The organism is Actinomycetospora endophytica (assembly GCF_021026375.1).
In the GTDB taxonomy this organism is placed as follows: domain Bacteria; phylum Actinomycetota; class Actinomycetes; order Mycobacteriales; family Pseudonocardiaceae; genus Actinomycetospora; species Actinomycetospora endophytica.
This window is the reverse complement of the sequence record NZ_JAJNDB010000007.1, coordinates 382,096-404,078: the sequence shown is the minus strand read 5'-3', so window position 1 is coordinate 404,078 and position 21,983 is coordinate 382,096. Positions and strand designations below refer to the sequence as shown.

At 73.7% G+C, this 21,983-nt stretch carries 18 protein-coding genes; 4 read left to right on the top strand and 14 right to left on the bottom strand.

Features of this window, described 5'->3' with window-relative positions; genetic code table 11:
- Nucleotides 1–14 precede the first annotated feature (14 nt).
- Together dapF and miaA are read right to left on the bottom strand one after the other, a co-directional pair.
- Nucleotides 15–917, bottom strand: a complete 903-nt coding sequence (gene dapF / locus LQ327_RS28210; protein ID WP_230739163.1) for a diaminopimelate epimerase — start codon at nucleotides 915–917, stop codon at nucleotides 15–17.
- A 10-nt stretch (nucleotides 918–927) separates the two neighbouring features.
- A complete protein-coding gene (miaA, locus tag LQ327_RS28205) occupies nucleotides 928–1,866 on the bottom strand; it encodes a tRNA (adenosine(37)-N6)-dimethylallyltransferase MiaA (RefSeq protein WP_230739161.1) in 939 nt (312 codons plus the stop codon).
- A 791-nt stretch (nucleotides 1,867–2,657) separates the two neighbouring features.
- Between miaA and LQ327_RS35055 the strand changes: the two genes are divergently transcribed.
- A complete protein-coding gene (locus LQ327_RS35055) occupies nucleotides 2,658–3,896 on the top strand; it encodes a DUF349 domain-containing protein (protein WP_372460772.1) in 1,239 nt (412 codons plus the stop codon).
- A 30-nt stretch (nucleotides 3,897–3,926) separates the two neighbouring features.
- Here LQ327_RS35055 and LQ327_RS28195 read toward each other — a convergent pair whose 3' ends face one another.
- From LQ327_RS28195 to LQ327_RS28140, 12 genes are all read right to left on the bottom strand, one after another.
- On the bottom strand, nucleotides 3,927–4,736 hold the full coding sequence (locus LQ327_RS28195; protein WP_230739159.1) for a class I SAM-dependent methyltransferase: 810 nt from the start codon (nucleotides 4,734–4,736) through the stop codon (nucleotides 3,927–3,929).
- A 15-nt stretch (nucleotides 4,737–4,751) separates the two neighbouring features.
- Nucleotides 4,752–5,636 (bottom strand): 5-oxoprolinase subunit C family protein, encoded by an 885-nt coding sequence (locus tag LQ327_RS28190; RefSeq protein ID WP_230739158.1) that lies wholly within the window; start codon nucleotides 5,634–5,636, stop codon nucleotides 4,752–4,754.
- Nucleotides 5,633–6,253: a 5-oxoprolinase subunit B family protein gene (locus tag LQ327_RS28185; protein ID WP_230739156.1), complete on the bottom strand. Its 621-nt coding sequence runs from the start codon at nucleotides 6,251–6,253 to the stop codon at nucleotides 5,633–5,635. Before LQ327_RS28185 ends, LQ327_RS28190 begins: the two co-directional genes overlap by 4 nt.
- A 28-nt stretch (nucleotides 6,254–6,281) precedes the next feature.
- A complete protein-coding gene (locus LQ327_RS28180) occupies nucleotides 6,282–7,571 on the bottom strand; it encodes an NRAMP family divalent metal transporter (RefSeq protein WP_230739154.1) in 1,290 nt (429 codons plus the stop codon).
- 237 nt (nucleotides 7,572–7,808) lie between these two features.
- Nucleotides 7,809–8,273 (bottom strand): Rv2732c family membrane protein, encoded by a 465-nt coding sequence (locus LQ327_RS28175; RefSeq protein WP_230739151.1) that lies wholly within the window; start codon nucleotides 8,271–8,273, stop codon nucleotides 7,809–7,811.
- Nucleotides 8,270–9,799 (bottom strand): tRNA (N6-isopentenyl adenosine(37)-C2)-methylthiotransferase MiaB, encoded by a 1,530-nt coding sequence (gene miaB, locus LQ327_RS28170; protein WP_230739148.1) that lies wholly within the window; start codon nucleotides 9,797–9,799, stop codon nucleotides 8,270–8,272. Before miaB ends, LQ327_RS28175 begins: the two co-directional genes overlap by 4 nt.
- A 97-nt stretch (nucleotides 9,800–9,896) precedes the next feature.
- Complete coding sequence (locus tag LQ327_RS28165) at nucleotides 9,897–10,751, bottom strand: succinate dehydrogenase/fumarate reductase iron-sulfur subunit (protein WP_230739146.1); 855 nt, start codon at nucleotides 10,749–10,751, stop codon at nucleotides 9,897–9,899.
- Nucleotides 10,752–10,753: 2 nt separating this feature from the next.
- The gene (locus LQ327_RS28160) at nucleotides 10,754–12,700 is read right to left on the bottom strand and encodes a fumarate reductase/succinate dehydrogenase flavoprotein subunit (RefSeq protein WP_230739144.1); all 1,947 of its coding nucleotides are present in this window, start codon (nucleotides 12,698–12,700) and stop codon (nucleotides 10,754–10,756) included.
- Entirely contained in the window at nucleotides 12,700–13,509 is an 810-nt protein-coding gene (gene sdhC / locus LQ327_RS28155) for a succinate dehydrogenase subunit SdhC (protein ID WP_372460767.1), read from the bottom strand. The genes LQ327_RS28160 and sdhC overlap by 1 nt, the downstream gene beginning before the upstream one ends.
- 224 nt (nucleotides 13,510–13,733) lie before the next feature.
- Nucleotides 13,734–14,381, bottom strand: a complete 648-nt coding sequence (gene recX / locus LQ327_RS28150; RefSeq protein WP_372460766.1) for a recombination regulator RecX — start codon at nucleotides 14,379–14,381, stop codon at nucleotides 13,734–13,736.
- Between the two features lie 5 nt (nucleotides 14,382–14,386).
- Entirely contained in the window at nucleotides 14,387–15,427 is a 1,041-nt protein-coding gene (recA, locus tag LQ327_RS28145; protein ID WP_230739142.1) for a recombinase RecA, read from the bottom strand.
- 207 nt (nucleotides 15,428–15,634) lie between these two features.
- Nucleotides 15,635–15,829: a DUF3046 domain-containing protein gene (locus tag LQ327_RS28140; RefSeq protein ID WP_230739140.1), complete on the bottom strand. Its 195-nt coding sequence runs from the start codon at nucleotides 15,827–15,829 to the stop codon at nucleotides 15,635–15,637.
- A gap of 97 nt (nucleotides 15,830–15,926) precedes the next feature.
- Between LQ327_RS28140 and LQ327_RS34310 the strand changes: the two genes are divergently transcribed.
- From LQ327_RS34310 to LQ327_RS28130, 3 genes are all read left to right on the top strand, one after another.
- Nucleotides 15,927–16,061 carry a hypothetical protein gene (locus LQ327_RS34310; protein WP_269071010.1) on the top strand — a complete coding sequence of 45 codons (135 nt, stop codon included), beginning with the start codon at nucleotides 15,927–15,929 and terminating at the stop codon, nucleotides 16,059–16,061.
- A 68-nt stretch (nucleotides 16,062–16,129) separates the two neighbouring features.
- Nucleotides 16,130–20,926, top strand: coding sequence for an Lhr family helicase (locus LQ327_RS28135; protein ID WP_443611922.1), 4,797 nt, complete (start codon nucleotides 16,130–16,132; stop codon nucleotides 20,924–20,926).
- Between the two features lie 72 nt (nucleotides 20,927–20,998).
- The gene (locus tag LQ327_RS28130) at nucleotides 20,999–21,973 is read left to right on the top strand and encodes a hypothetical protein (protein WP_230739136.1); all 975 of its coding nucleotides are present in this window, start codon (nucleotides 20,999–21,001) and stop codon (nucleotides 21,971–21,973) included.
- Nucleotides 21,974–21,983: the final 10 nt, after the last annotated feature.

Below are 21,983 nucleotides of genomic sequence, written 5' to 3'. Positions count from 1 at the left end.
CGGACCACCCGCCGTCAGACCCCGGCGGTGTCCCGCAGACGGACGAGTGCCCTGAGCTCACCGGGTGCAGCGGGGTCGGCCGCCAGATCCACCTCGCCGCGGGCGACCAGCACGGCGGGACCGGTCAACGTCGTCGTCGAGCCGGGCGCCGAGCCCAGGCCCGGACCGACGCCGACCTGCAGCACCCCACCCGGCGTCGCGACCGTCACCGTCCCGGAGTCGAGGTCGACGGCCCGCAGTGCGGCGACCGCACCGGCCACCGTCCCCGTCCCGCACGAGCGGGTCTCGCCCGATCCGCGCTCGTGCACCCGCAGCCGGGTGACGCCGTCGGGCGTGAGCGGCGTCAGGAACTCGACGTTGACCCCGTCCGGGAAGAGCTCGACGTCGTGACCGGGGGCGACGGTGAGGTCCAGGGCGTCGAGGTCGGCGGTGGTGACGCACGCCAGGTGCGGGTTGCCGACGTCGACGGCGACGCCCGGGAACGACGTCACGAACCCGGCCGGGCCCACCGAGGACGGCACCAGCGCCGCCGAATCGGAGCCCAGCCGCGCGGGGCCCATGTCGACCGAGACCTCGCCGTCGGGGTCGTCGCCCAGCTCGACGACCCGCAGGCCCGCGCGCGTCGCGATCGCGGAGGTGCCGGCCGGGGCCAGTCCGGCCTCGACGAGGAACCGGGCGAACACCCGGATGCCGTTGCCGCACATCTCGGCGAGGGAACCGTCGGCGTTGCGGTAGTCCATGAACCACGCCGCGCCCGGGTCCGGCGACGGCGCGACCCGCAGCACGCCGTCCGCCCCGAGCCCGCGCCGACGGTGGCAGAGGGCACGCACGGCGGCCGGCTCGAGGTCGAGGCGGCCCTCGAGGTCGGGCAGCAGGACGAAGTCGTTCTCCGTGCCGTGGCCGAGGACGTACTCCATGCCCACCAGCCTACGAAGTGGCTGCCGCCTCACGCGTCAGGGTGACGACGTCGTCGGCGAGCGTGGGCGAGGACGCGTCGAGCCACGTCACGCGGGGGTCGCGGCGGAACCACGAGCGCTGCCGCCGCACCAGCCGCCGGGTGGCGACGACGATGCGGCGGCGGGCCTCGGCGAGCGCCGCCGGGTCCGGGTCGGCGGCTCCGTCGAGGATCTCCAGGATCTCGCGGTAGCCGACGGCGCGGGACGCGGTCTCGCCATCGGCGAGGCCCCGCGCGGCGAGGTCGCGCACCTCGGCGACGAGTCCCGCCGCGAGCATCCCGTCCACGCGGGTCTCGATCCGGGCGTCGAGCTCGGCGGTGTCGCGGTCGATCCCGACCAGCACGGTGCCGCGTCGGGGCTCGCCGGGGCGCGGCAGGCTGGCCGCGAACGGCTCGCCGGTGATCTCGACGACCTCGAGCGCGCGCACCACCCGCCGTCCGTTGCTGGGCAGGATGTCCGCGGCGGCGTCCGGGTCGATCCGGGCGAGCCGGGCGTGCAGCGCGGCCGGGCCGTGGGCCGCGAGGTCGCCGTCGAGCCGCGCGCGGACGGCCGGGTCGGTGCCGGGGAAGCGCAGGTCGTCGACCAGCGCCTGCACGTAGAGCCCGGAGCCCCCGACGGCGACGGGGGTCCCGCCCCTGGTCAGGACGTCGTCGAGGGCGTGCCGGGCGTCGCGCTGGTAGGCCGCGACGGTGGCGGTCTCGGTGACGTCGAGGACGTCGAGCAGGTGGTGCGGGACGCCGCGGCGGGCGTCCGGCGGCAGCTTGGCGGTCCCGAGGTCCATCCCCCGGTAGAGCTGCATGGCGTCGGCGTTGACCACCTCGACGCCGTCCAGCCGTCCGGCCAGGTCCAGCGCCAGGTCGGACTTGCCCGTGGCCGTCGGCCCGACGAGGGCGATCGGTCGCGCGCTCACCGTTCCCACGCTAGTCGCGGCCCGGTGACCGGTGGACCATGCCTCGATCGCCCGCGATTCGTTGTTCCGGCAGCGGGCAAACCGCGGGTCGTCGCAGGTCGGGGGTGCGACGCTGCCCACGAAGCTGTTTGAATGCCCGGACGATCGGATCGGGAGGTGTGCGGCGAATGGCCGACGAGCAGGCCACGGGGGTGGCCGGCGCGGTCCCGGGAGCGGTCGGGACGGATGTGACGGCGACCCCGGAGGCGCAGGAGGCCGAGGTCAGCGTGGACGGCGCCGGCGAGCAGGACGCCCAGGACCGGCCGGACAACGCCGCGCCCGCGGCTGAGGACCACCACCCCGCCGCCGACCAGGTGCCGGACCCGGAGCCGGATCCGCTGCCGACCCCGGCCGATGACGCTCCCGGTCCGGCTCACCACGCCACCCCGGCCGACGTCGCCGGCGCTCCGGCCCCCGTCCCCGGCCCGACCCCTGCCGGTCACGCACCCAGCCCGGCCGACGTGGCCACCGCTCCGCCCCCTGTCCCCGGCCCGGCCGGACACGCACCCAGCCCGGCCGACGTGGCCGCCGCTCCGACCCATGCCCACGCCTCGGCCGATCACGCGCCCAGCCCGGCCGATCACGCGCCCAGCCCGGCCGACCTCGCGCCGGCCTCGCCGGGCAGCGTCCCGACCCCGGCCGCCGTCGCACCCACCCCGCCCGCCGTCACACCGGATCCGGCGGAGGCCGCCCCGACGGACGACGGCGAGTCGCCGGCGGCGTCCGCCGACTCTCCGGCACCCGCGGCCGAGGTGACCGACCTGCCGTCCGTCGCCCCCGCGGTCGACGAGCCGGCCCGCTGGGGACGCGTCGACACCGACGGCACCGTCTGGACGGTGGCACCCGAGGGCGACCGTGCCGTCGGCTCCTGGCAGGCGGGCGACGCCACGGAGGGCCTCGCCCACTACGCGCGCCGCTTCGACGACCTGCGCACCGAGGCCGACCTGCTCGTCAGCCGCCTGCAGTCCGGCCGGGGCGACGCGGCGGGCGTGCTGCGCAGCGCGACGGTGCTGCGCGAGCGGCTCGACGTCGCGTCCGTCGTCGGCGACCTGCCCGGACTGGTGACCCGGCTCGACGCCGTCATCGGCGCCGCCGAGCGCAGCGGCCGGGCCGAGAAGTCGGCGAAGGCCGGCGCGCGCGAGAAGGCGGTCGCGCGCAAGGAGGCGCTCATCGGCGAGGCCGAGACCCTCGCGGAGGAGACCACCCGCTGGAAGCACGCGGGCGACCGCTTCTCGGGGATGCTCGAGGAGTGGAAGACGGTCCGGGGGATCGACCGCAAGACCGACGACGCGCTCTGGAAGCGCTTCGCCAAGGCCCGCGAGACGTTCACCCGCCGTCGGGGGGCGCACTTCGCCGAGCTCGACCGCGCCCGCTCCGCCGCGAAGACCCGCAAGGAGGAGCTGGTCACCGAGGCCGAGTCGCTGCAGGACTCCGAGGACTGGGGTCCGACGGCGGGGCGCTACAAGGAGCTCATGGTCGAGTGGAAGTCGGCCGGACGGACGTCGAAGGACGCCGACGACGCCCTCTGGGCCCGCTTCCGCGGCGCGCAGGACCACTTCTTCGCGCGCCGGTCGGCGACGTTCGACGCCCGTGACGCCGAGTTCGCCGGCAACGCCAAGGCCAAGGAGTCGCTGCTCGTCGAGGCCGCGGCCATCGACCTCTCCGACGTCGACTCCGCCCGGGCCGCGCTGCGCTCGGTCCAGGAGCGCTGGGACGAGATCGGCAAGGTGCCGCGCGAGCGGGTCCGCGAGTTCTCCGCCCGGCTCAAGGAGGTCGAGGACCGGGTGCGCGGGGCGGTCGACCGTCGCTGGTCGAAGACCGACCCGGAGAAGGAGGCGCGCGTCGGGCAGTTCCGGGAGCGCGTCGAGGCGTTCGAGGCGCAGGCCGCGAAGGCCCGGGCCGCCGGGGACGAGCGACGCGCCAGGGACGCCGACCGTCAGGCCGAGCAGTGGCGGGAGTGGTTGGCCGCGGCGGAGCGCGCGACCGGCTGAGTCTTCCCAGGGCTCGAGTCGTCCCAGAGCTCAGGCGGCGAGCTCCAGGTGCACGAGCCGGAACGCGTCGTCCATGAACGGCACGACGTCGAGGCCTCCGAACACGGCCCGCAGCAGCGGGCCGGGCGCGCTCCCGTGGGCGAGCTCGCCGACGACCGACAGGTCGGCCAGCGTCCGCGCACCCGGTCGGCCCGCCGTCAGGTCCTCGAGCGGCGAGGCCAGCCGGATCCCGGAGCTCTGCAGGTAGCGCGACCACCGGGTCAGGGTGATCACCCACGGCGCGAACCCGTCGAAGGCGAGCTCCACGCCGGCGGTCAACCGCTCGCGGGCGCGGTCCACCAGGGCGTGCACCTCGACGTCGGGCAGGTACATGAGGAGGCCCTCGGCGACGAGGATGGTCGGTAGAGCGGGCTCGACCTCGTCCCACCAGCCGGGGTCGGTGACCGAGGCCGGGATCGTGACGATCTCCGGCGGCAGGTCGTAGAGCTCACGGCGCAGCGCGATCACCTCGGCCTGGTCCACGTCGACCCAGCGGCTGCCCGCGGGCCGGTGCACGCGCAGCGGCCTGGAGTCGAGCCCGCAGCCGAGGTGGAGCACCTGCCCGTCGGGGTGCGCGTCGAGGAAGCCCCGGGTCCACGCGTCGAGGCGGCGGCCGCGGGCCGCGATCACCGGGGCGTTCCCGCGGCCGAGGGCGTACTTGGTGAACGAGTGGCCGTCGGACGCCAGGCGGTCCACGAGGCCGACGGCGTACGGGTCGCCCAGGATCGGCGTCGACGACCGCGCGTCGACCGCCCGCAGGTAGACCGTGACCAGCATCGTCTCGGCGACGCCCTCGAGCACCCCGTACCTCCTCGATCAGGTCCGTCCCACCGGCGGCACGGACACCCGCCGGAACCGCACCGCCGACCCGGGCCGCAGCTGACCCGCCCGGTCGGTGTCCGCGTCGAGCACGACGCCGATCACCGGGTAGCCACCGGTCACCGGATGATCAGCCAGGAACACCGTAGGACGACCCGACGGCGGCACCTGCACGCTCCCCCGGATCACGCCTTCGCTGGGCAGCTCGGCACCCCCGTGCCCGGGGGCGCGCGTCAGCTCCGGGCCGTCGAGCCGGAACCCGACCCGGTTCGCGTCGTCGGTCACCGTCCACGTCGTGCGCAGGAACGCGGCGACGGCGTCGTCGGCGAACCAGTCGTGGCGCGGGCCGAGCACCACCCGCAGCGTCGCTCCCGTGGCCTCGGGCGCGACGTCGACCGCGGGCACCGGCGACGACGGCGGCGGTCCCACCGGCAGCTCGTCCCCGGTCGCGACGACCGGTGGACCGAGCCCGGCGACCGTGTCCGTGGCCCGGCTGCCCAGGACGGGGTCGACCGCGAGCCCACCGCGGACCGCGACGTAGGAGCGCAGCCCGCACGACGGCGTCCCCAACCGGACCTTCGACCCGGCCGGCACGACGACGGCCCGGTGCAGATCACCGGGGCGGCCGCCGATCCGCACCGGCGCCGGCGCCCCGGTCACGGCGACCAGGCTCGTCGTCGTCACCCGGAACGCCAGCCCGCCGAGCGTGGCCTCCAGGCCCGCCGCGCCCTCGTCGTTCCCGACGAGCCGGTTCGCCAGCCGCAGCGCCGCGCGGTCGGCCGCGCCGGACACTCCGACCCCGAGGTCGGCGCGGCCCGGGCGGCCGGTGACGTCCTGGATCGTCGTCAGCGGGCCGGTCGCGGTGACCGTCAGACGGTTCATGTGGCCCGGAAACGGATCCGGGCGCCCGGCACGAGGACGGCCGGCGGATCGCGGTCGAGGTCCCACAGCACGTGGTCGGTGCGGCCGATGAGCTGCCACCCCCCGGGCGACTCGCGCGGGTAGATGCCGCTGAACTCGCCCGCCAGCCCGACGGCGCCGGCCGGGACCCGGGTGCGCGACGACGACCGTCGGGGCACGTGCAGCCGGTCGTCGCCGTCGCTCGCCAGGTACCCGAAGCCCGGCGTGAACCCGGCGAACGCGACCGTCCAGACCTGGCCGGTGTGGGCGGCGACGACCTCCTCGCGGGCCAGGCCGGTGTGCGCGACGACGTCGTCGAGGTCCTCGCCGTCGTAGGTCACGGCGATCTCGGTGACCTCGCCGTCCGTCTCCCGGTCCGCGGTGGACGCCGGCTCGCGGGTGCGCACGTCGTCGGCGACCGTGGCCAGGTCGGCGGCGGAACGCACCCGCAGCAGCACGGTGCGCGCCGCCGGGACGAGGTCGACGACGCCGTCGGGCGGAGCCGCGGCCAGCGCCGCGTGCAGCGCGAGGACCTCGGGGAGCGTGTCCAGCTCGACGAGCAGGCCGGTGTCGCCACAGGGCCGCACGGTGCGGGTCACGGTGCCCATCCTGCGCGGGTGCCCGCGCTCACCGGAAGATCGCCGGGATCGCGGCGACCGACTCGACTCCGGCGTAGACGGTGAACGCGAAGGCCGCGACCCCGATGATCAGCAGCCAGACCGGCTGGCGGACCCCGGCGAGCAGGTCGCGCCGCCGCCAGGCGATCCAGAGCAGGAGGCCGAGCCCGAACGGCAGGATCAGCCCGTTGAAGGCGCCGGCGAAGACCAGCAGCGAGGACGGCGCCTGGCCGATCACCAGGAACGCGATGGTGCACACCGCGACGAACGCGGAGATCGTGAGGTTGAAGCGCCGGTCGACCGTCGGCGAGAGGGTCCGCAGGAACGACGCCGAGGTGAACGACGCGCCGATCGTGCTCGTCATCCCGGCCGTCCAGAGCACGACGCCGAACAGGTGCAGCCCGACCGGTCCGAGCGCGAACGCGAACGCCGAGCCCGCCGGGTCGGTCTTCGAGAGCTGCGCGCCCGCGGCGACCGCCCCGAGGATGCCGAGGAACAGCAGGACGCGCAGCACCCCGGTGACGAGGATGCCGTTGATCGAGCCGCGGGTGATCGTGCGCAGGTTCTCCGGGCCGGTCGTCCCGGACTCGATGAGCCGGTGCGCGCCCGCGTAGGTGATGTAGCCGCCGACGGTGCCGCCGATCAGCGTGAGGACCGGCAGGAAGTCGAGTCCGACCGGCGCGACCGTCCGCAGCGCGGCCTGGCCCACCGGCGGTGCCGTGATCACCGCGACGATCGCGATGAGGGCGATCTTGAGGACGCCGAGGCCGATCACCGCGCGGTCGACGGTGCCCTCGAGCGCGCGGTAGTTGAAGATCACGATCGCGATGACGGCGCTGACCACGGCGCCGTAGCGGAGGTCGATGCCGGTCGCGTCCTGCAGGCCGAGGCCCGCGGCGCTGATGTTGCCGATGCCGAACACCAGCCCGCCGACCACCACGAGGAACGCCAGGACGTGCCCCGAGTACGGGACGACGCGGTTGGCCAGGTCCTGGGCGCGCAGGCCGGAGAGACCGACGACCCGCCAGACGTTGAGCTGGATCGCCAGGTCGATCAGGACGCTCGCGACGATCGCCGCGGCGAACGAGGGGCCGTACTTCGCGGTGAAGGTGCCGGTCTGCGAGATGAAGCCCGGCCCGGCCGCGGACATGGCCATGAGGAACATCGCGCCGGCGACGGCGACGGACCGCTTCACGTTCACCGTCGGGCGCTCGGGCCGTCGCTCGGCGTCGGGCGCTGGCTCCGTGTCGGGCGCTCGCTCGGTGTCGGGCTCGGGATTCTTCTCCGGGACGTCGGTCATGGGGGCCTCCCTGCAGGCCTCGCTCGTGCGGCAGGGGCACCGGGCCGGACGTCGTCGCACCGATCGGGCATCCCCGCAGAGTTCGTCCAACGTAGGGATCGTTCAACAATCCGTCAACGCCGACGAAGAGTCGGTTCGGAGCGGACGAACCCCGTTCTGAGCGAGGGGCACCTTCGGTCGATCTATTCGATCGAAGGTGCCCTTCGCGCAGAGGGCGTGATCAGGTCGTTGGGCCGTTCAGTCGCGGGAGAACGCCCAGCCGGCCCACCGACCGGCGAGCACGACGACGGCGATCAGCGCGAGCACCAGGCCGAACCCCGGCCCGTTGCCCGGCACCGTGTTCTGCGACCAGATCGCCCAGAGCCCGGTCACCGAGGAGACGCAACAGCCGGCCGCCGTCACGAACACGACCACCCAGCGCCGCGTCATCACCGCCGCCGCCGACGCCGCGACCCCGAACACCAGCGCGAAGATCGAGAAGAGGCGCGGGAGCACGGAGACGCCCGGGGCGCCGAGTACGACCTGCCAGCCGGTGGCGCCCTGCGCGGTCCACGGCAGGATCGCGGCGACCAGCAGCACGAGGATCGCGACCGCCGCGACCAGGACCTTCGGCCCGAAGTCGACCTCGCGCGAGATCGCGGGGCGCTGCGGTTCGGCCGTGACGGGACCGACGGGCTCGTCGAACGGGTTGGGACGGGTCATGCGTCGGGACTCCCCACCCCGCAGGCCGCCGACACGGGTTCCGGCCGCGGCTCCGGCCGACCGATCGACGGCAGCCCCAGCCCGACCCGCGGCGTCGTCGGGCGCGTACCCGCCTCGTGGGCGTCGCCCGCCCGCGTCCGGCGGTGGTGCAGGACGTCGCCGTCGGCGACGACGTGGTGCGGCGCGCCGTAGGTGGCGCGGACCGTGACGAGGTCGCCGGGACGGACCTCGCCGTCGAGGGCGCCCCCCGTCGGCGTGAAGTGCACCAAGCGGCCGTCGCGGGCGCGCCCGCTCATCCGGCGGGTCGCGGTGTCCTTGCGGCCCTCGCCCGTCGAGACGAGCAGTTCGAGGTCGCGCCCGACCTGCTCCCGGTTGCCCGCCAGGGACATCTCCTCCTGGAGCGCGACCAGCCGGTCGTAGCGCTCCTGCACGACCGCCTTCGGCACCTGGTCCGGCAGGGACGCCGCCGGGGTGCCGGGCCGCGGCGAGTACTGGAAGGTGAAGGCCTGCGAGAACCTGGACTCCTCGACGACGCGCAGCGTCTCGGCGAAGTCCTCCTCGGTCTCGCCGGGGAAGCCGACGATGATGTCCGTGGTCAGCGCCGCGTCGGGCATCGCCTCCCGGACCTCGGCGACGATGTCGAGGTAGCGCCGCGCGCGGTAGGAGCGGCGCATCGCCTTGAGGACGCGGTCCGACCCGGACTGGAGCGGCATGTGCAACTGCGGGCACACGTTCGGCGTCTCGGCCATGGCGGTGATGACATCGGACGTGAAGTCACGCGGGTGTGGGCTCGTGAAGCGCACCCGCTCCAGGCCCTCGACCTCGCCGCACGCGCGCAGCAGGTCGGCGAACGCGGTCCGGCCGGTCGCCCGGTCCTCGAAGCCCACGCCGTACGCGTTCACGTTCTGCCCGAGCAACGTCACCTCGAGCACGCCCTCGGCGACCAGGGCCTCGACCTCGCCGAGGATCTCCCCCGGCCGCCGGTCGACCTCCTTGCCGCGCAGCGAGGGGACGATGCAGAAGGTGCACGTGTTGTTGCACCCGACGGAGATCGACACCCAACCCGAGTAGGCGGAGTCCCGCCGCGCGGGCAGGTGCGACGGGAACGTCTCGAGGGCCTCGAGGATCTCGACCTGGGCCTCGCCGTTGTGCCGCGCCCGCTCGAGCAGCGCCGGCAGCGACCCGACGTTGTGGGTACCGAACACCACGTCGACCCACGGGGCCTTCTTCGTGACCGTCGCACGGTCCTTCTGCGCGAGGCACCCGCCCACGGCGATCTGCTGGTCGGGGCGGGCGGCCTTGCTCGGAGCGAGGCGTCCGAGCTGGCCGTAGAGCTTGTTGTCGGCGTTCTCGCGGACCGCGCAGGTGTTGAACACGACGAGGTCGGCGTCCTCGGGGGCCCCGTCGCTCGGCGCGGGCTCCCACCCGGCCTCGACGAGCACCCCGGCGAGACGCTCGGAGTCGTGCACGTTCATCTGACACCCGTGGGTGCGGATGGCGAAGGTGCGGGGGCCTGCAGCGGTCATCACGACCCAGAATAGGCCCCCGACCTGCCACGATACGAAGGGCACCTCCGACCACACCGGGTGGCCGAAGGTGCCCTTCAGTTCGCGCCGGTACCGCTCAGCTGCCGATCGGCCCGATCGAGTCCGCGGGCAGCGGCGAGCCGTTCTCCGGGCCGGCGTCGTCGAGCGACAGCTTGCCCGTGGCGTCCCGCTGCTCCAGCTCCTCGCGCTTGAAGATCTTCTTGCCGAGCCAGACCAGCGGGTCGTACTTGCGGTCGACCACGCGCTCCTTCATCGGGATGAGTGCGTTGTCGGTGATCTTGATGTGCTCGGGGCACACCTCGGTGCAGCACTTCGTGATGTTGCAGAAGCCGAGGCCGTGCTCCTCCTGGGCGTCCTCCTTGCGGTTGCGGACGTCGAGGGGGTGCATGTCGAGCTCGGCGACCCGCATCAGGTAGCGCGGCCCGGCGAACTCCTGCTTGTTCTCGTCGTGGTCACGCACCACGTGGCAGGTGTTCTGGCACAGGTAGCACTCGATGCACTTGCGGAACTCCTGCGAGCGCTCCACGTCGATCTGGGTCATCCGGTACTCGCCCGGCTCCAGATCCTCCGGCGGCGCGAACGACGGGATCTCGCGCGCCTTGACGTAGTTGAAGTCCACGTCGGTGACGAGGTCCCGGATGACCGGGAACGTCCGCAGCGGCGTGATCGTGATCGTCTCGTCCTCGGTGAACGTCGACATCCGCGTCATGCACATCAGCCGCGGCCGGCCGTTGACCTCGGCGCTGCAGCTGCCGCACTTGCCCGCCTTGCAGTTCCAGCGCACGGCGAGGTCGCCCGCCTGCGTCGCCTGCAGCCGGTGGACGATGTCCAGCACGACCTCGCCCTCCTCGACGTCCACGTCGAAGTGCTGCAGTGAGCCCTCGCCGCTGGAGTCGCCGCGCCACACCTCGAACTTCGCCTGGTAGCCCATGCTCACGCTCCCTGGCCCGCGCGGTGCCCGCCGAGCTCGTCGCCGGTGTAGTACTTCTTCAGCTCGTCCATCTCGAAGAGGTCGAACAGGTCCGAGCGCATCGCCGTCTGGTCCTGGTGGGTCAGCTTCACCTGCAGACCCTCGGCGTCCGGGGCGAACGTGAGCGCCAGCAGCTGCTGACGCCAGTTCTCGTCCATCGTCGGGTAGTCGTCGCGGGTGTGGCCGCCACGGCTCTCCTGCCGCTCGAGTGCCGCCAGTGCGATGCACTGGCTGACCAGCAGCATGTTGCGCAGGTCGAGGGCCAGGTGCCATCCCGGGTTGTAGGCGCGTCCGCCGACGACACCGACGCGCGGAATGCGATCGGTCAGCTCGGCGAGCCGCTTGAGCGCCGTCTCCATCTCGTCCGCGCGGCGGATGATGCCGACCAGGTCGTTCATCGTCTGCTGCAGCTCGTGGTGGAGCGTGTAGGCGTTCTCGTCGCCCTGCACGGTGAACGGCCGCTCCGACTCCTCCAGGGCCGAGTCGACGGCCTCGGTGGTGATCGCGGGCGCCGTCGGGAGCGCGTCGAGGTACTCCGCCGCGCCCGCACCGGCCCGGCAGCCGAAGACGAGCAGGTCGGACAGCGAGTTGCCGCCGAGACGGTTCGAGCCGTGCATCCCGCCGGCGACCTCACCCGCCGCGAAGAGCCCGGGCACCGAGGTGGCCGCGGTGTCGGGGTCGACCTCGACACCGCCCATCACGTAGTGACAGGTCGGTCCGACCTCCATGGGGCCGGCCGTGATGTCGACGTCGGCCAGCTCCTTGAACTGGTGATACATCGACGGCAGCCGTTTGCGGATCGTCTCGGCCGGCATCCGGCTCGAGACGTCGAGGAAGACCCCGCCCGCGGGCGAGCCGCGGCCCTCCTTGACCTCGTTGTTGATCGCGCGTGCGACCTCGTCGCGGGGCAGCAGCTCCGGGGGCCGACGGTTGTTGTCGGCGTCGGTGTACCAGCGGTCGCCCTCCTCCTCGCTGGTCGCGTACTGCTCCTTGAACACCTCGGGGATGTAGCCGAACATGAAGCGCTTGCCCTCGGAGTTGCGCAGCACGCCGCCGTCACCGCGGACCGACTCGGTGACGAGGATGCCCTTCACGCTGGGCGGCCAGACCATCCCCGTGGGGTGGAACTGGACGAACTCCATGTTGATCAGCGTGGCGCCCGCGCGCATCGCCAGCGCGTGGCCGTCGCCGGTGTACTCCCAGGAGTTGCTGGTGACCTTGAACGACTTGCCGATGCCGCCGGTCGCGAGCACCACCGCCGCCGCGTGGAAGCAGATGTACTCGCCGGTCGGGCGCCGGTAGCCGAACGCGCCCGCCACGCGGTCGCCGTCCTTGATCAGCTCGGTGACCGTGAACTCGTGGAAGACCTTGAGGTCCGACTCGTAGTCGCCGGTGCGGGCGTGGTCCTCCTGCTGCAGCGAGACGATCTTCTGCTGCAGGGTGCGGATCAACTCCAGGCCGGTGCGGTCGCCGACGTGGGCCAGGCGCGGGAACTGGTGCCCGCCGAAGTTGCGCTGGCTGATCTTGCCCTCGGCGGTCCGGTCGAAGAGCGCCCCGTAGGTCTCCAGCTCCCACACCCTCGACGGTGCTTCCTTGGCGTGCAGCTCGGCCATCCGCCAGTTGTTGAGGAACTTCCCGCCGCGCATGGTGTCGCGGAAGTGGACCTCCCAGTTGTCGCGGGAGTTCGCGTTCCCCATCGACGCCGCGATGCCGCCCTCGGCCATGACGGTGTGCGCCTTGCCGAACAGCGACTTCGAGATGATCGCGACCCGCTTGCCGCGCATGCGGGCCTCGATGGCCGCGCGCAGCCCGGCACCCCCGGCCCCGATGACGAGGACGTCGTAGGTGTGGTGGGTGACGTCCGGCGTGGTGCCCCCGGCGGCGCCGGCCGCCTCGGTTCCTGGAGCCATCAGTTCACGATCCTCAGGTCGGAAATAGTGCCGCTCGCGACGAGCATGATGTAGAGGTCGGTGAGAATCAGCGTCCCGATGGTGATCCACGCGAAGAGCATGTGGCGCGTGTTCAGCTTCGAGACCGTCGTCCAGATCTTGTAACGCACCGGGTGCCTCGAGAAGTGCTTGAGCCGCCCGCCCGTGATGTGCCGGCAGGAATGGCACGAGGCGGTGTAGAGCCAGAGCCCGACCACGTTCACCAGCAGGATGATGTTCCCGAGCCCGATCCCGGTCTCGAACGCCACGATCATGTCGTAGGTGTTGATGACCGAGATGACGAACGCGAGATAGAAGAAGTACCGGTGCGCGTTCTGCAGGATCAGCGGGAAGCGCGTCTCCCCGGAGTACTTCGAGTGCGGCTCGGCCACGGCGCACGCCGGCGGCGAGGACCAGAACGCCCGGTAGTAGGACTTCCGGTAGTAGTAGCAGGTGAGCCGGAAGCCGAGCAGGAACGGCAGCGACAGGATCGCCAGCGGGATCCACGGCGGGAACGCCGGCAGGAACGTCCCGAAGTGGCTCGAGCCCGGGACGCAGCTCGCCGAGAAGCACGGCGAGTAGAACGGCGAGAGGTAGCGGTACTCGGACACGAAGTAGGCCGAGCCCCAGAACGACCGGATCGTCGCGTAGACGACGAAGGTCGCCAGGCCCAACGCATTCACCAGCGGCGAGAGCCACCAGCGGTCGCGGCGCAGGGTGCGTGCCTTGATGTCGGCGCGCCCCGGTGCGATCGGGGGGCTGGCGCCGTGGTCGCGTTCAGTGGTGGTCACTCGCACCTGTCCTCGTCGACGGAGCCGGACGGCGCCCGCACGGATGCGCCCGCCGCGTCCGGTCGCGGTCGTGGTGGGGACCGCGCACGGCGAGGGGAACCGCACGGCGCCGAGCCGAGTAGTGCGGGGCACATTACGACTCTTATTCCCGGCCTGTCGTCCGGGTCACAGGTGATCATCCCGTGATCCCGGTCACCGGCTCCGACGAAGAGCGTCGCCGCAGGTCACGGACGTGGTCCGGCGACCGGCTCCTCGTCCTCGAGGTCCGGTTCGGCATCGTCGAGCTCGGCGCCGCGCTCGGCCATCTCGGTGCGTACGACGTCGTAAGCCAGCCCAGCGCCGTAGCCCTTCCGGGCGAGCATCCCGACGAGGCGACGAGCGGCGGCCTGAGGCTCGACACGGTCCAGTGACGGGAGCCGGCGACGGACCAGCTCGGACGCCTTCTCCCGCTCGGCGTCGGCGTCGAGGCCCGCGACGGCCTCGCCCGCGGTCTCGGAGTCGACGCCCTTGCGCCGCAGCTCCTGCGACAGCGCCCGTCGGCCGAGCCCCCGGTGGCGGTGACGGGAGTCGACCCACTGCTCGGCGAACGCGGCGTCGTCGAGCAGTCCGACCTCGACGAGCCGGTCGAGCACCAGGGTGGCGACGTCGTCGTCGAACCCTCGACTCTCGAGTCCGGCGGCCAGCTCGGCCCGCGTGCGGGCGCGCGTGGTGAGCAGGTTCAGGCAGACCGTCCGGGCCGCCGACTCCGGGTCGGCGGGCGGATCCGCCTCCCCGTCCCGGGGTCGGCCGTCGGCGGTGTGACCGTCGGCGTCCGGGGGTTCGGGCGCCCGACGGCGCGGGCGTCGGCCGAATCCCCCTCCGAGCTGCGCCACCCGCGTCAGAAGTCGACGGGGGCGGGCGTCGTCTCGTCGGCATCGAGCTTCGGCCCGACACCGAGCTTCTCCTTGATGCGCTTCTCGATCTCGCCGGCGACGTCCGGGTTCTCCAGGAGGAACTTCCGGGCGTTCTCCTTGCCCTGGCCGAGCTGGTCGCCGTCGTAGGTGTACCAGGCGCCCGACTTGCGGACGAAGCCCTGCTCCACGCCCACGTCGATCAGCGAGCCCTCCTTCGAGATGCCGTGGCCGTAGATCATGTCGAACTCGGCCTGCTTGAACGGCGGGGCGACCTTGTTCTTCACGACCTTGACGCGGGTGCGGTTGCCGACCGCGTCGGTGCCGTCCTTGAGCGTCTCGATCCGGCGGATGTCCAGGCGGACCGAGGAGTAGAACTTCAGCGCGCGGCCACCGGTGGTCGTCTCCGGCGAGCCGAACATCACGCCGACCTTCTCGCGCAGCTGGTTGATGAAGATCGCCGTGGTGCCCGAGTGGCTCAGCGCGCCGGTGATCTTGCGCAGCGCCTGGCTCATCAGGCGGGCCTGCAGGCCGACGTGGCTGTCGCCCATGTCGCCCTCGATCTCTGCGCGCGGCACGAGCGCGGCCACCGAGTCGATGACGACGATGTCCAGCGCATTCGAGCGGATCAGCATGTCCAGGATCTCGAGCGCCTGCTCGCCGGTGTCCGGCTGGGCCACCAGCAGCGCGTCGGTGTCGACGCCGAGGGCCTTCGCGTACTCCGGGTCCAGTGCGTGCTCGGCGTCGATGAACGCGGCCACCCCGCCCGCGGCCTGCGCGTTGGCGACCGCGTGCAGCGCCACCGTCGTCTTGCCGGACGACTCCGGGCCGTAGACCTCGACGACGCGGCCGCGGGGCAGACCGCCCACGCCGAGCGCGACGTCCAGGGCGATCGAGCCGGTCGGGATGACGCTGACCGGCGCACGGCCCTCGTCGCCCAGCCGCATGACCGAGCCCTTGCCGAACTGCTTGTCGATCTGCGCGAGCGCCAGCTCCAGCGCCTTGTCGCGGTCCGGTGCCTGAGGCATTCGGGGTTCCCCCTCGGGACGGGTGTTCGGATCCGGTCGGTCCGGTCGCTTCAGGACGCTAGGCCGGGGGTCCGACATCGTGGGTGCCTGCGGTGTTCGGCTGTGGACGGATCGGGCGGTCGGTGCCGCTGTGGATGACCGCGTCGGACGTTCAGAGTAGACGAACAGATGTTCGATCCCCGAGGGGGACACGCCGGGAAATCCGCGTCATCGGCGTTCGGCGGGCACCTCGAACTCGGCGCACACCGCCCGCCACACCTCGCGGGGCTCCGTCCCGCCCTCGAGCGCCTGCGCGACGGTCCGACCGTCGAGTGCGGAGAACACGTGGTCACGGCTGATCGACCCGGCGCGGACCGCGCCGAACTCGTCCTCCATCAGCTGCCGGAAGTGGGTCAGACGCACCCTTCCGAGGGTAGGGACCGCGTCCACCGGCGGAACCCCGGGGGACGGGGCTCCGCACACCGGGACCGGCATCGCCGCGACGGGTAGCGTCGACCGGGTGGACCCCCTGACGCTCGGGCTCGACCTGCACTCCACGGGTCCGGCCTGGCTCTGGCAGGTCGTCTCGGTGCTGGCCGTGGTCTCGGCGCTCGTCGTGCTGCTGCGCTGGTGGTTCTCGCAGCGCGGACGCTGACCGGACCACGCTGACGGGTCACTGTCGGACCCCGCGGGCACCATGGGGGCGTGACCATCCCCGAGGGCGTGCTCGAACGCTTCTCCCCCGCCACGCGCGACTGGTTCTCCGGCGCGTTCGGGGCGCCGACCGCCGCACAGGCCGGCGCCTGGGACGCGGTCGCCGACGGCGAGCACGCGCTCGTCGTCGCGCCCACCGGGTCCGGCAAGACGCTCGCCGCTTTCCTCTGGGCGCTCGACCGGCTCGCCGCCGCCCCGATCCCCGAGGAGCCGCAGCGCCGCTGCCGCGTCCTCTACGTCTCGCCGATGAAGGCGTTGACGGTCGACGTCCAGCGCAACCTGCGCTCGCCGCTGGCCGGCCTGCGCCAGGCCAGCCACCGGCTGGGGCGCCCGGAACCGGACATCCGCGTCGCCTCGCGCACCGGGGACACCCCGGCCGACGAGCGCCGGTCGTTCGCGCGCACCCCGCCGGACGTCCTCGTCACCACCCCCGAGTCGCTGTTCCTGCTGCTCGCCTCAGCCGCGCGGGAGTCCCTGCGCGGGGTCGAGACGGTGATCGTCGACGAGGTGCACGCCGTGCTGGCCTCGAAGCGCGGCGCCCACCTCGCGCTCTCGCTGGAGCGCCTCGACGCACTGCTCGACTCGCCCGCCCAGCGCATCGGTCTCTCCGCCACGGTGCGCCCCGTGGAGGAGGTCTCGACGTTCCTCGCCGGCGGACGCCCGGTCCGGGTCGTCCAGCCGGAGACGCCGAAGACGGTGCAGGTGGGCGTCGTCGTGCCGGTCGAGGACATGAGTGCGCTCGACGCCGGCGACAACCAGTCGGGTCCGGGGGTCGAGGAGGAGGTCGAGGGATCCGCTGCCGGGGCGGCGCAGCGGGCCTCGATCTGGCCCGCGGTGCAGGAGAAGATCCTCGATCTCGTGGAGGGCCACCGCTCGACGATCGTGTTCGCCAACTCCCGCCGCCTCGCCGAACGGCTCACCGCGCGGATCAACGAGCTCGCCACCGAACGCGCGGCGGCGAAGGAGGCGGAGCGGGAGCCGATCGACCTCGACGACGAGGACGACGGGCCCGACGACGAGGGTTCCGACGACGAGGCGCCTGACGGCGAGGGTTCCGACGACGCCGGCCCGGCGCGGCCGGGCCGGACCGGTCCCTTCCCGGCCGAGGCGGTCGGCCAGTCCGGGGTCGCCGAGCCGGCCGAGGTGATCGTCGCGCGCGCCCACCACGGCTCGATGAGCCGCACGCAGCGCACGCTGGTGGAAGAGGCACTGAAGTCCGGGCAGCTGCCGTGCGTCGTGGCCACGTCGAGCCTGGAGCTGGGCATCGACATGGGCGCGGTCGACCTGGTGATCCAGGTCGAGGCGCCGCCGTCGGTGGCGAGCGGGCTGCAGCGGGTCGGGCGCGCGGGCCACCAGGTCGGCGCCGTGTCCGAGGGCGTGGTGTTCCCGAAGTACCGCGGGGACCTGGTCTCCTGCGCGGTGGTCGCCGAGCGCATGGCCGGCGGGAAGATCGAGGCGATGCGCTACCCGCGCAACCCGCTGGACGTCCTCGCCCAGCACGTCGTCGCCATCACCGCGATGGAGAACTGGTCGCTGTCCGACCTCACCGCGCTCGTCCGCCGGGCCGCCCCCTTCTCCGGCCTGCCGGACTCCGCGATGACCTCGGTGCTCGACATGCTCGCCGGCCGCTACCCCAGCGAGGACTTCGGCGAGCTGCGGCCGCGCATCACCTGGGACCGCGTCACGGACGAGCTCGCCGGTCGGCCGGGCGCCCAGCGGCTCGCCGTCACCTCCGGCGGCACCATCCCCGACCGCGGCCTCTACACCGTCGTCACCCCCGGCTCCGGGGAGAACGGCACCGGCGGCAGCCGCGTCGGCGAGCTCGACGAGGAGATGGTCTACGAGTCCCGCGCGGGCGACACGTTCCTGCTCGGCTCCACGAGCTGGCGGGTCCTCGACATCACGCGCGACCGCGTCATCGCCGAGCCCGCGCCCGGCGTGCCGGCACGGATGCCGTTCTGGAAGGGCGACGCACCCGGCCGTCCGCTCGAGCTGGGCCGGGCGCTCGGCGCGTTCGTCCGCGAGGTCGCGGCGGCCGACGAGTCCGACGCCCGCGCCCGGGCCGTGGAGGCCGGGCTCGATCCCTGGGCCGTCGACAACCTGGTCTCCTACCTCGGAGAGCAGCGCGACGCGACGCGCCACGTCCCGAGCGACCGCACGATCGTCGTGGAGCGCTTCCGCGACGAGCTGGGCGACTGGCGGATCGTCGTGCACTCGCCGTTCGGGGCGCAGGTCAACGCGCCGTGGGCGCTGGCCATCGCCGCCCGGTTCCGGGAGCAGCGCGGCCTGGAGGTCTCGGCCGCCTCCGCGGACGACGGGATCGTGCTGCGGCTGCCCGACACCCTCGACGACGCGGGCGAGGAGATCCTGCCGGGCGCCGAGGACGTGCTGCTCGACCCCGACGAGGTCGACCAGCTGGTGACGGCGGAGGTGAGCGGGTCGGCGCTGTTCGCGGCCCGGTTCCGGGAGTGCGCGGCCCGCTCGCTGCTGCTCCCCCGCCGCGACCCGACCCGCCGGACCCCGCTGTGGCAGCAGCGTCAGCGGGCCTCGCAGCTGCTCTCGGTGGCCTCGAAGTACGAGCAGTTCCCGGTGGTGCTGGAGACGTTCCGCGAGTGTCTTCAGGACGTGTACGACGTCCCGGGCCTGGCCGAGCTGATGCGTGACGTGCGGTCGCGGTCGGTCCAGGTGGTCGACGTGGCGACGCCGTCGGCCTCACCGTTCGCGCGGACGCTGATGTTCGGCTACGTCGGGATGTTCCTCTACGAGATGGACGCCCCGCTGGCCGAGCGGCGGGCGGCAGCGCTCTCGCTGGACTCCAACCTGCTCGCCGAGCTGCTCGGCTCGGAGGCCATCCGGGAGCTGCTCGACGCCGAGGTCGTCGCCGAGATCGAGGCCGGGCTGCAGCGCACCGACCCCGAGCGCCACATCCGCGACGCCGAGGGCACCGCCGACCTGCTGCGTTTCGTCGGCGACCTGACCACCGCCGAGGCGGCCGCGCGCGGGGTCCGCGAGGAGTGGCTCACCGAGCTCGAGTCGGCCCGCCGGGCGATCCGGGTGAAGGTCGCCGGCGAGTCGCGGTGGGTGGCGATCGAGGACGCCGGCCGGCTGCGCGACGCCCTCGGCGCGGGTCTGCCGGTGGGGGTGCCCGAGGCGTTCACCGAGCCCGTCGCCGACCCGCTGGGCGACCTGCTCGCCCGCTACGCCCGCACCCGGGGACCCTTCCCGGCGGCGGCCGCCGCGCGGCGGTTCGGGCTCGGCGTGGCGGTCGTGACCGCGGTGCTCGAGCGGATGGCCGGCGCCGGGCGGCTCGTCCGCGGGGAGCTGCGGCCCACCGACGCGCCCGTGGTGCCGGGCGGGCAGGAGACCGTCGAGGGCGGCGGCACGGTCGACTTCTGCGACGCCGAGGTGCTGCGCCGGATCCGGCGGGGCTCGCTGGCGCGGCTGCGGGCGGAGGTCGAACCGGTCGAGCCGGCCGCCCTCGGACGCTTCCTGCCGACGTGGCACGGGATCGGCGAACGTCGCCGGCGGGCGCCCGGACCCGACGACGTCCTCGGCGTGGTCGAGCAGCTCGCCGGCTCACCGATCCCGGCGAGCGCGTGGGAGTCGCTGGTGCTGCCCGCGCGGCTGCCCGGCTACCAGCCCGCCCTCCTCGACGAGCTGACCAGCGCCGGTGAGGTGACCTGGACCGGCTGCGGGACGCTCGCCGGCGGCGACGGGTGGCTCGCGGTCGCCCCGACCGACGTCGCCGATCTCATGCTGCCCGACCCGGAGGACGATCTCGCCGACTCCCCGCTGCACCGGGCGCTGCTCGAGGCCCTGGGGCCGGTCGAGGGCGGGGGCGCGCTGTTCTTCCGCCAGCTCGCCGACCGCGCCGGGACGATCCTGCGCGACACCGACGAGACGATCCCGGACGACCCGACCACCGTCGAGGCGCTCTGGGACCTCGTCTGGGCCGGTCATGCCACGAACGACACGCTCGCGCCGGTCCGGTCGCTGGTCTCCGGCGGGGGCGCGCGGTCGGCCGGGAAGAGCCGGGGCGCGGCCCACCAACGACGACGCGCTCCCTCGCGGGGGCGGTACGCACGGGTCGGGCGCCCGCAGATGCCCTCACGCACCGGTCCCCCGACGGCGGCCGGGCGCTGGTCGCGGGTGCCGCCGCGCGAGTCCGACGCGACGCGGCGGGCGCAGGCACGGACCGAGTCGTTCCTGGAACGGCACGGGGTGCTCACCCGCGGGGCGCTGGAGACCGAGCGGATCGGCGGCGGGTTCGCCGGCATCTACCCGGTCCTGCGGGCGATGGAGGAGTCCGGGCGCTGCCGGCGTGGCTACGTCGTCGAGGGGCTGGGCGCGGCGCAGTTCGCGGTGCCCGGCGCGATCGACCGGCTCCGGGCGACCTCGCACGACGACGACGCCTCCGCCCGGGGCCAGGCCGCGGTGGTGCTCGCGGCGACGGACCCGGCTCAGCCCTGGGGCGCCGCGCTGGACTGGCCGCAGACGCGCGCCGCGCAGGACGGCACCACCGGGCACCGTCCGGGACGCAAGGCCGGGGCGCTCGTCGTGCTCACCGACGGCGAGCCGACGATCTACGTGGAGCGGGGCGGGAAGTCCCTGCTGTCCTTCACCGACGACCTCGAGACCCTGACCGGGGCGGCCAACGCGCTCTCCGCGGCGGTCCGTGACGGCTGGCTCGGTGGGCTCTCGGTCGAGCGGACCGACGGCTCGGGCGCCCTCGACGGGGTCCTCGCGGAGGCACTGTCCGAGGCCGGGTTCCGCAACAGCCCGAAGGGCCTGCGGCTGCGGGCGTGAGAGGCCGACCCGTCCCGCGGCGCCCACGACCGCCGGGCATGATGGAACAGGGCGGGCGACGAGGGGAGACCGATGGCGCTGGCGTGTCCCAGCTGCGAGGCCGCTGCCGCGGAGTACGTCGGGATGGCGGACGACGGGCGCAACGAGATGAAGTGCGGAGCCTGTGACCACCACTGGTTCCTCGGCGCGAAGCCGGTGTCGCCGCGCGCGGTGACACCGAAGCCTCCGAAGGCGGCGAGGCCCACGACACCGCGGGCCTCGCGGGCGACCGGCACCCGGTCGGGCTCGACGGGCACCACCGGCGCGACCCGCCCGGTGACGCCGTCCACCCCAGCCGCACCTCCCGTCGTCGTTCGGTTCCCGACCCTCGACGACGTGCCGGGCGAGTCCCTCCAACGCCTGGCCTCGCTCAAGGGGGCCTGGCCCCGGCAGCGCCCGCGACCCGACCCCTACGCCGCGGACTTCCGCCGGCTGTACGAGCTGATGTTCAGCCGCGCCGGCCTGCCGCACGCGGAGCCGGGCCAGCTCAAGGACTTCGTCACCACCGACGTGCTCGCCCTCTCCGGGAACACCAGCTCGTTCTCCCGGGAGTGGCGCCGCCTCGGGGACCGGGACGCGTCGGAGCGGTTCCGCAACGTGGTCGAGTACCTGCTGCGCGGCGAGAGCGGCGACGACGAGGGCGGGGCCGACGGGGGCGCCCCCGACGACCCGCCGCTCGAGGACCGGTTCACCGCGCTCGCCGAGCAGCGCTCGCCCTACTCGATGGGCGGCGTCCGCGAGTCGATCCTCACGCACGTGCTGGCGGTGGCCCGTCCCGACCGCTTCCTGCCGCTGCTGCGCGTCGACAGCGGCCCCGGCGGCGAGGGCAAGCGCGACATCGCCCGCACGGTGCTGGGCGTCGAGATCCCGGCCGTCGACCGGGCGCGGCACACCTCCGGGAGGGTCGCCTGCGGGTCGAACGACCTGCTCGTCGACGCCCTCGGCGCGGGATTCAGTGACCTCGACGACGCCGCGGCGTTCCTGCTCTGGGCGCACGCCGAAGGCTGATCCCGGCCGG

Bases quoted from the DNA above. Each gene is read 5' to 3' on its own strand.
- dapF (WP_230739163.1), bottom strand. From the start codon at position 917: ATGGAGTACGTCCTCGGCCACGGCACGGAGAACGACTTCGTCCTGCTG.
- LQ327_RS28190 (WP_230739158.1), bottom strand. From the start codon at position 5,636: ATGAACCGTCTGACGGTCACCGCGACCGGCCCGCTGACGACGATCCAG.
- LQ327_RS28180 (WP_230739154.1), bottom strand. From the start codon at position 7,571: ATGACCGACGTCCCGGAGAAGAATCCCGAGCCCGACACCGAGCGAGCG.
- LQ327_RS28175 (WP_230739151.1), bottom strand. From the start codon at position 8,273: ATGACCCGTCCCAACCCGTTCGACGAGCCCGTCGGTCCCGTCACGGCC.
- miaB (WP_230739148.1), bottom strand. From the start codon at position 9,799: ATGACCGCTGCAGGCCCCCGCACCTTCGCCATCCGCACCCACGGGTGT.
- LQ327_RS28165 (WP_230739146.1), bottom strand. From the start codon at position 10,751: ATGGGCTACCAGGCGAAGTTCGAGGTGTGGCGCGGCGACTCCAGCGGC.
- LQ327_RS28160 (WP_230739144.1), bottom strand. From the start codon at position 12,700: ATGGCTCCAGGAACCGAGGCGGCCGGCGCCGCCGGGGGCACCACGCCG.
- recA (WP_230739142.1), bottom strand. From the start codon at position 15,427: ATGCCTCAGGCACCGGACCGCGACAAGGCGCTGGAGCTGGCGCTCGCG.
- LQ327_RS28130 (WP_230739136.1), top strand. From the start codon at position 20,999: ATGGCGCTGGCGTGTCCCAGCTGCGAGGCCGCTGCCGCGGAGTACGTC.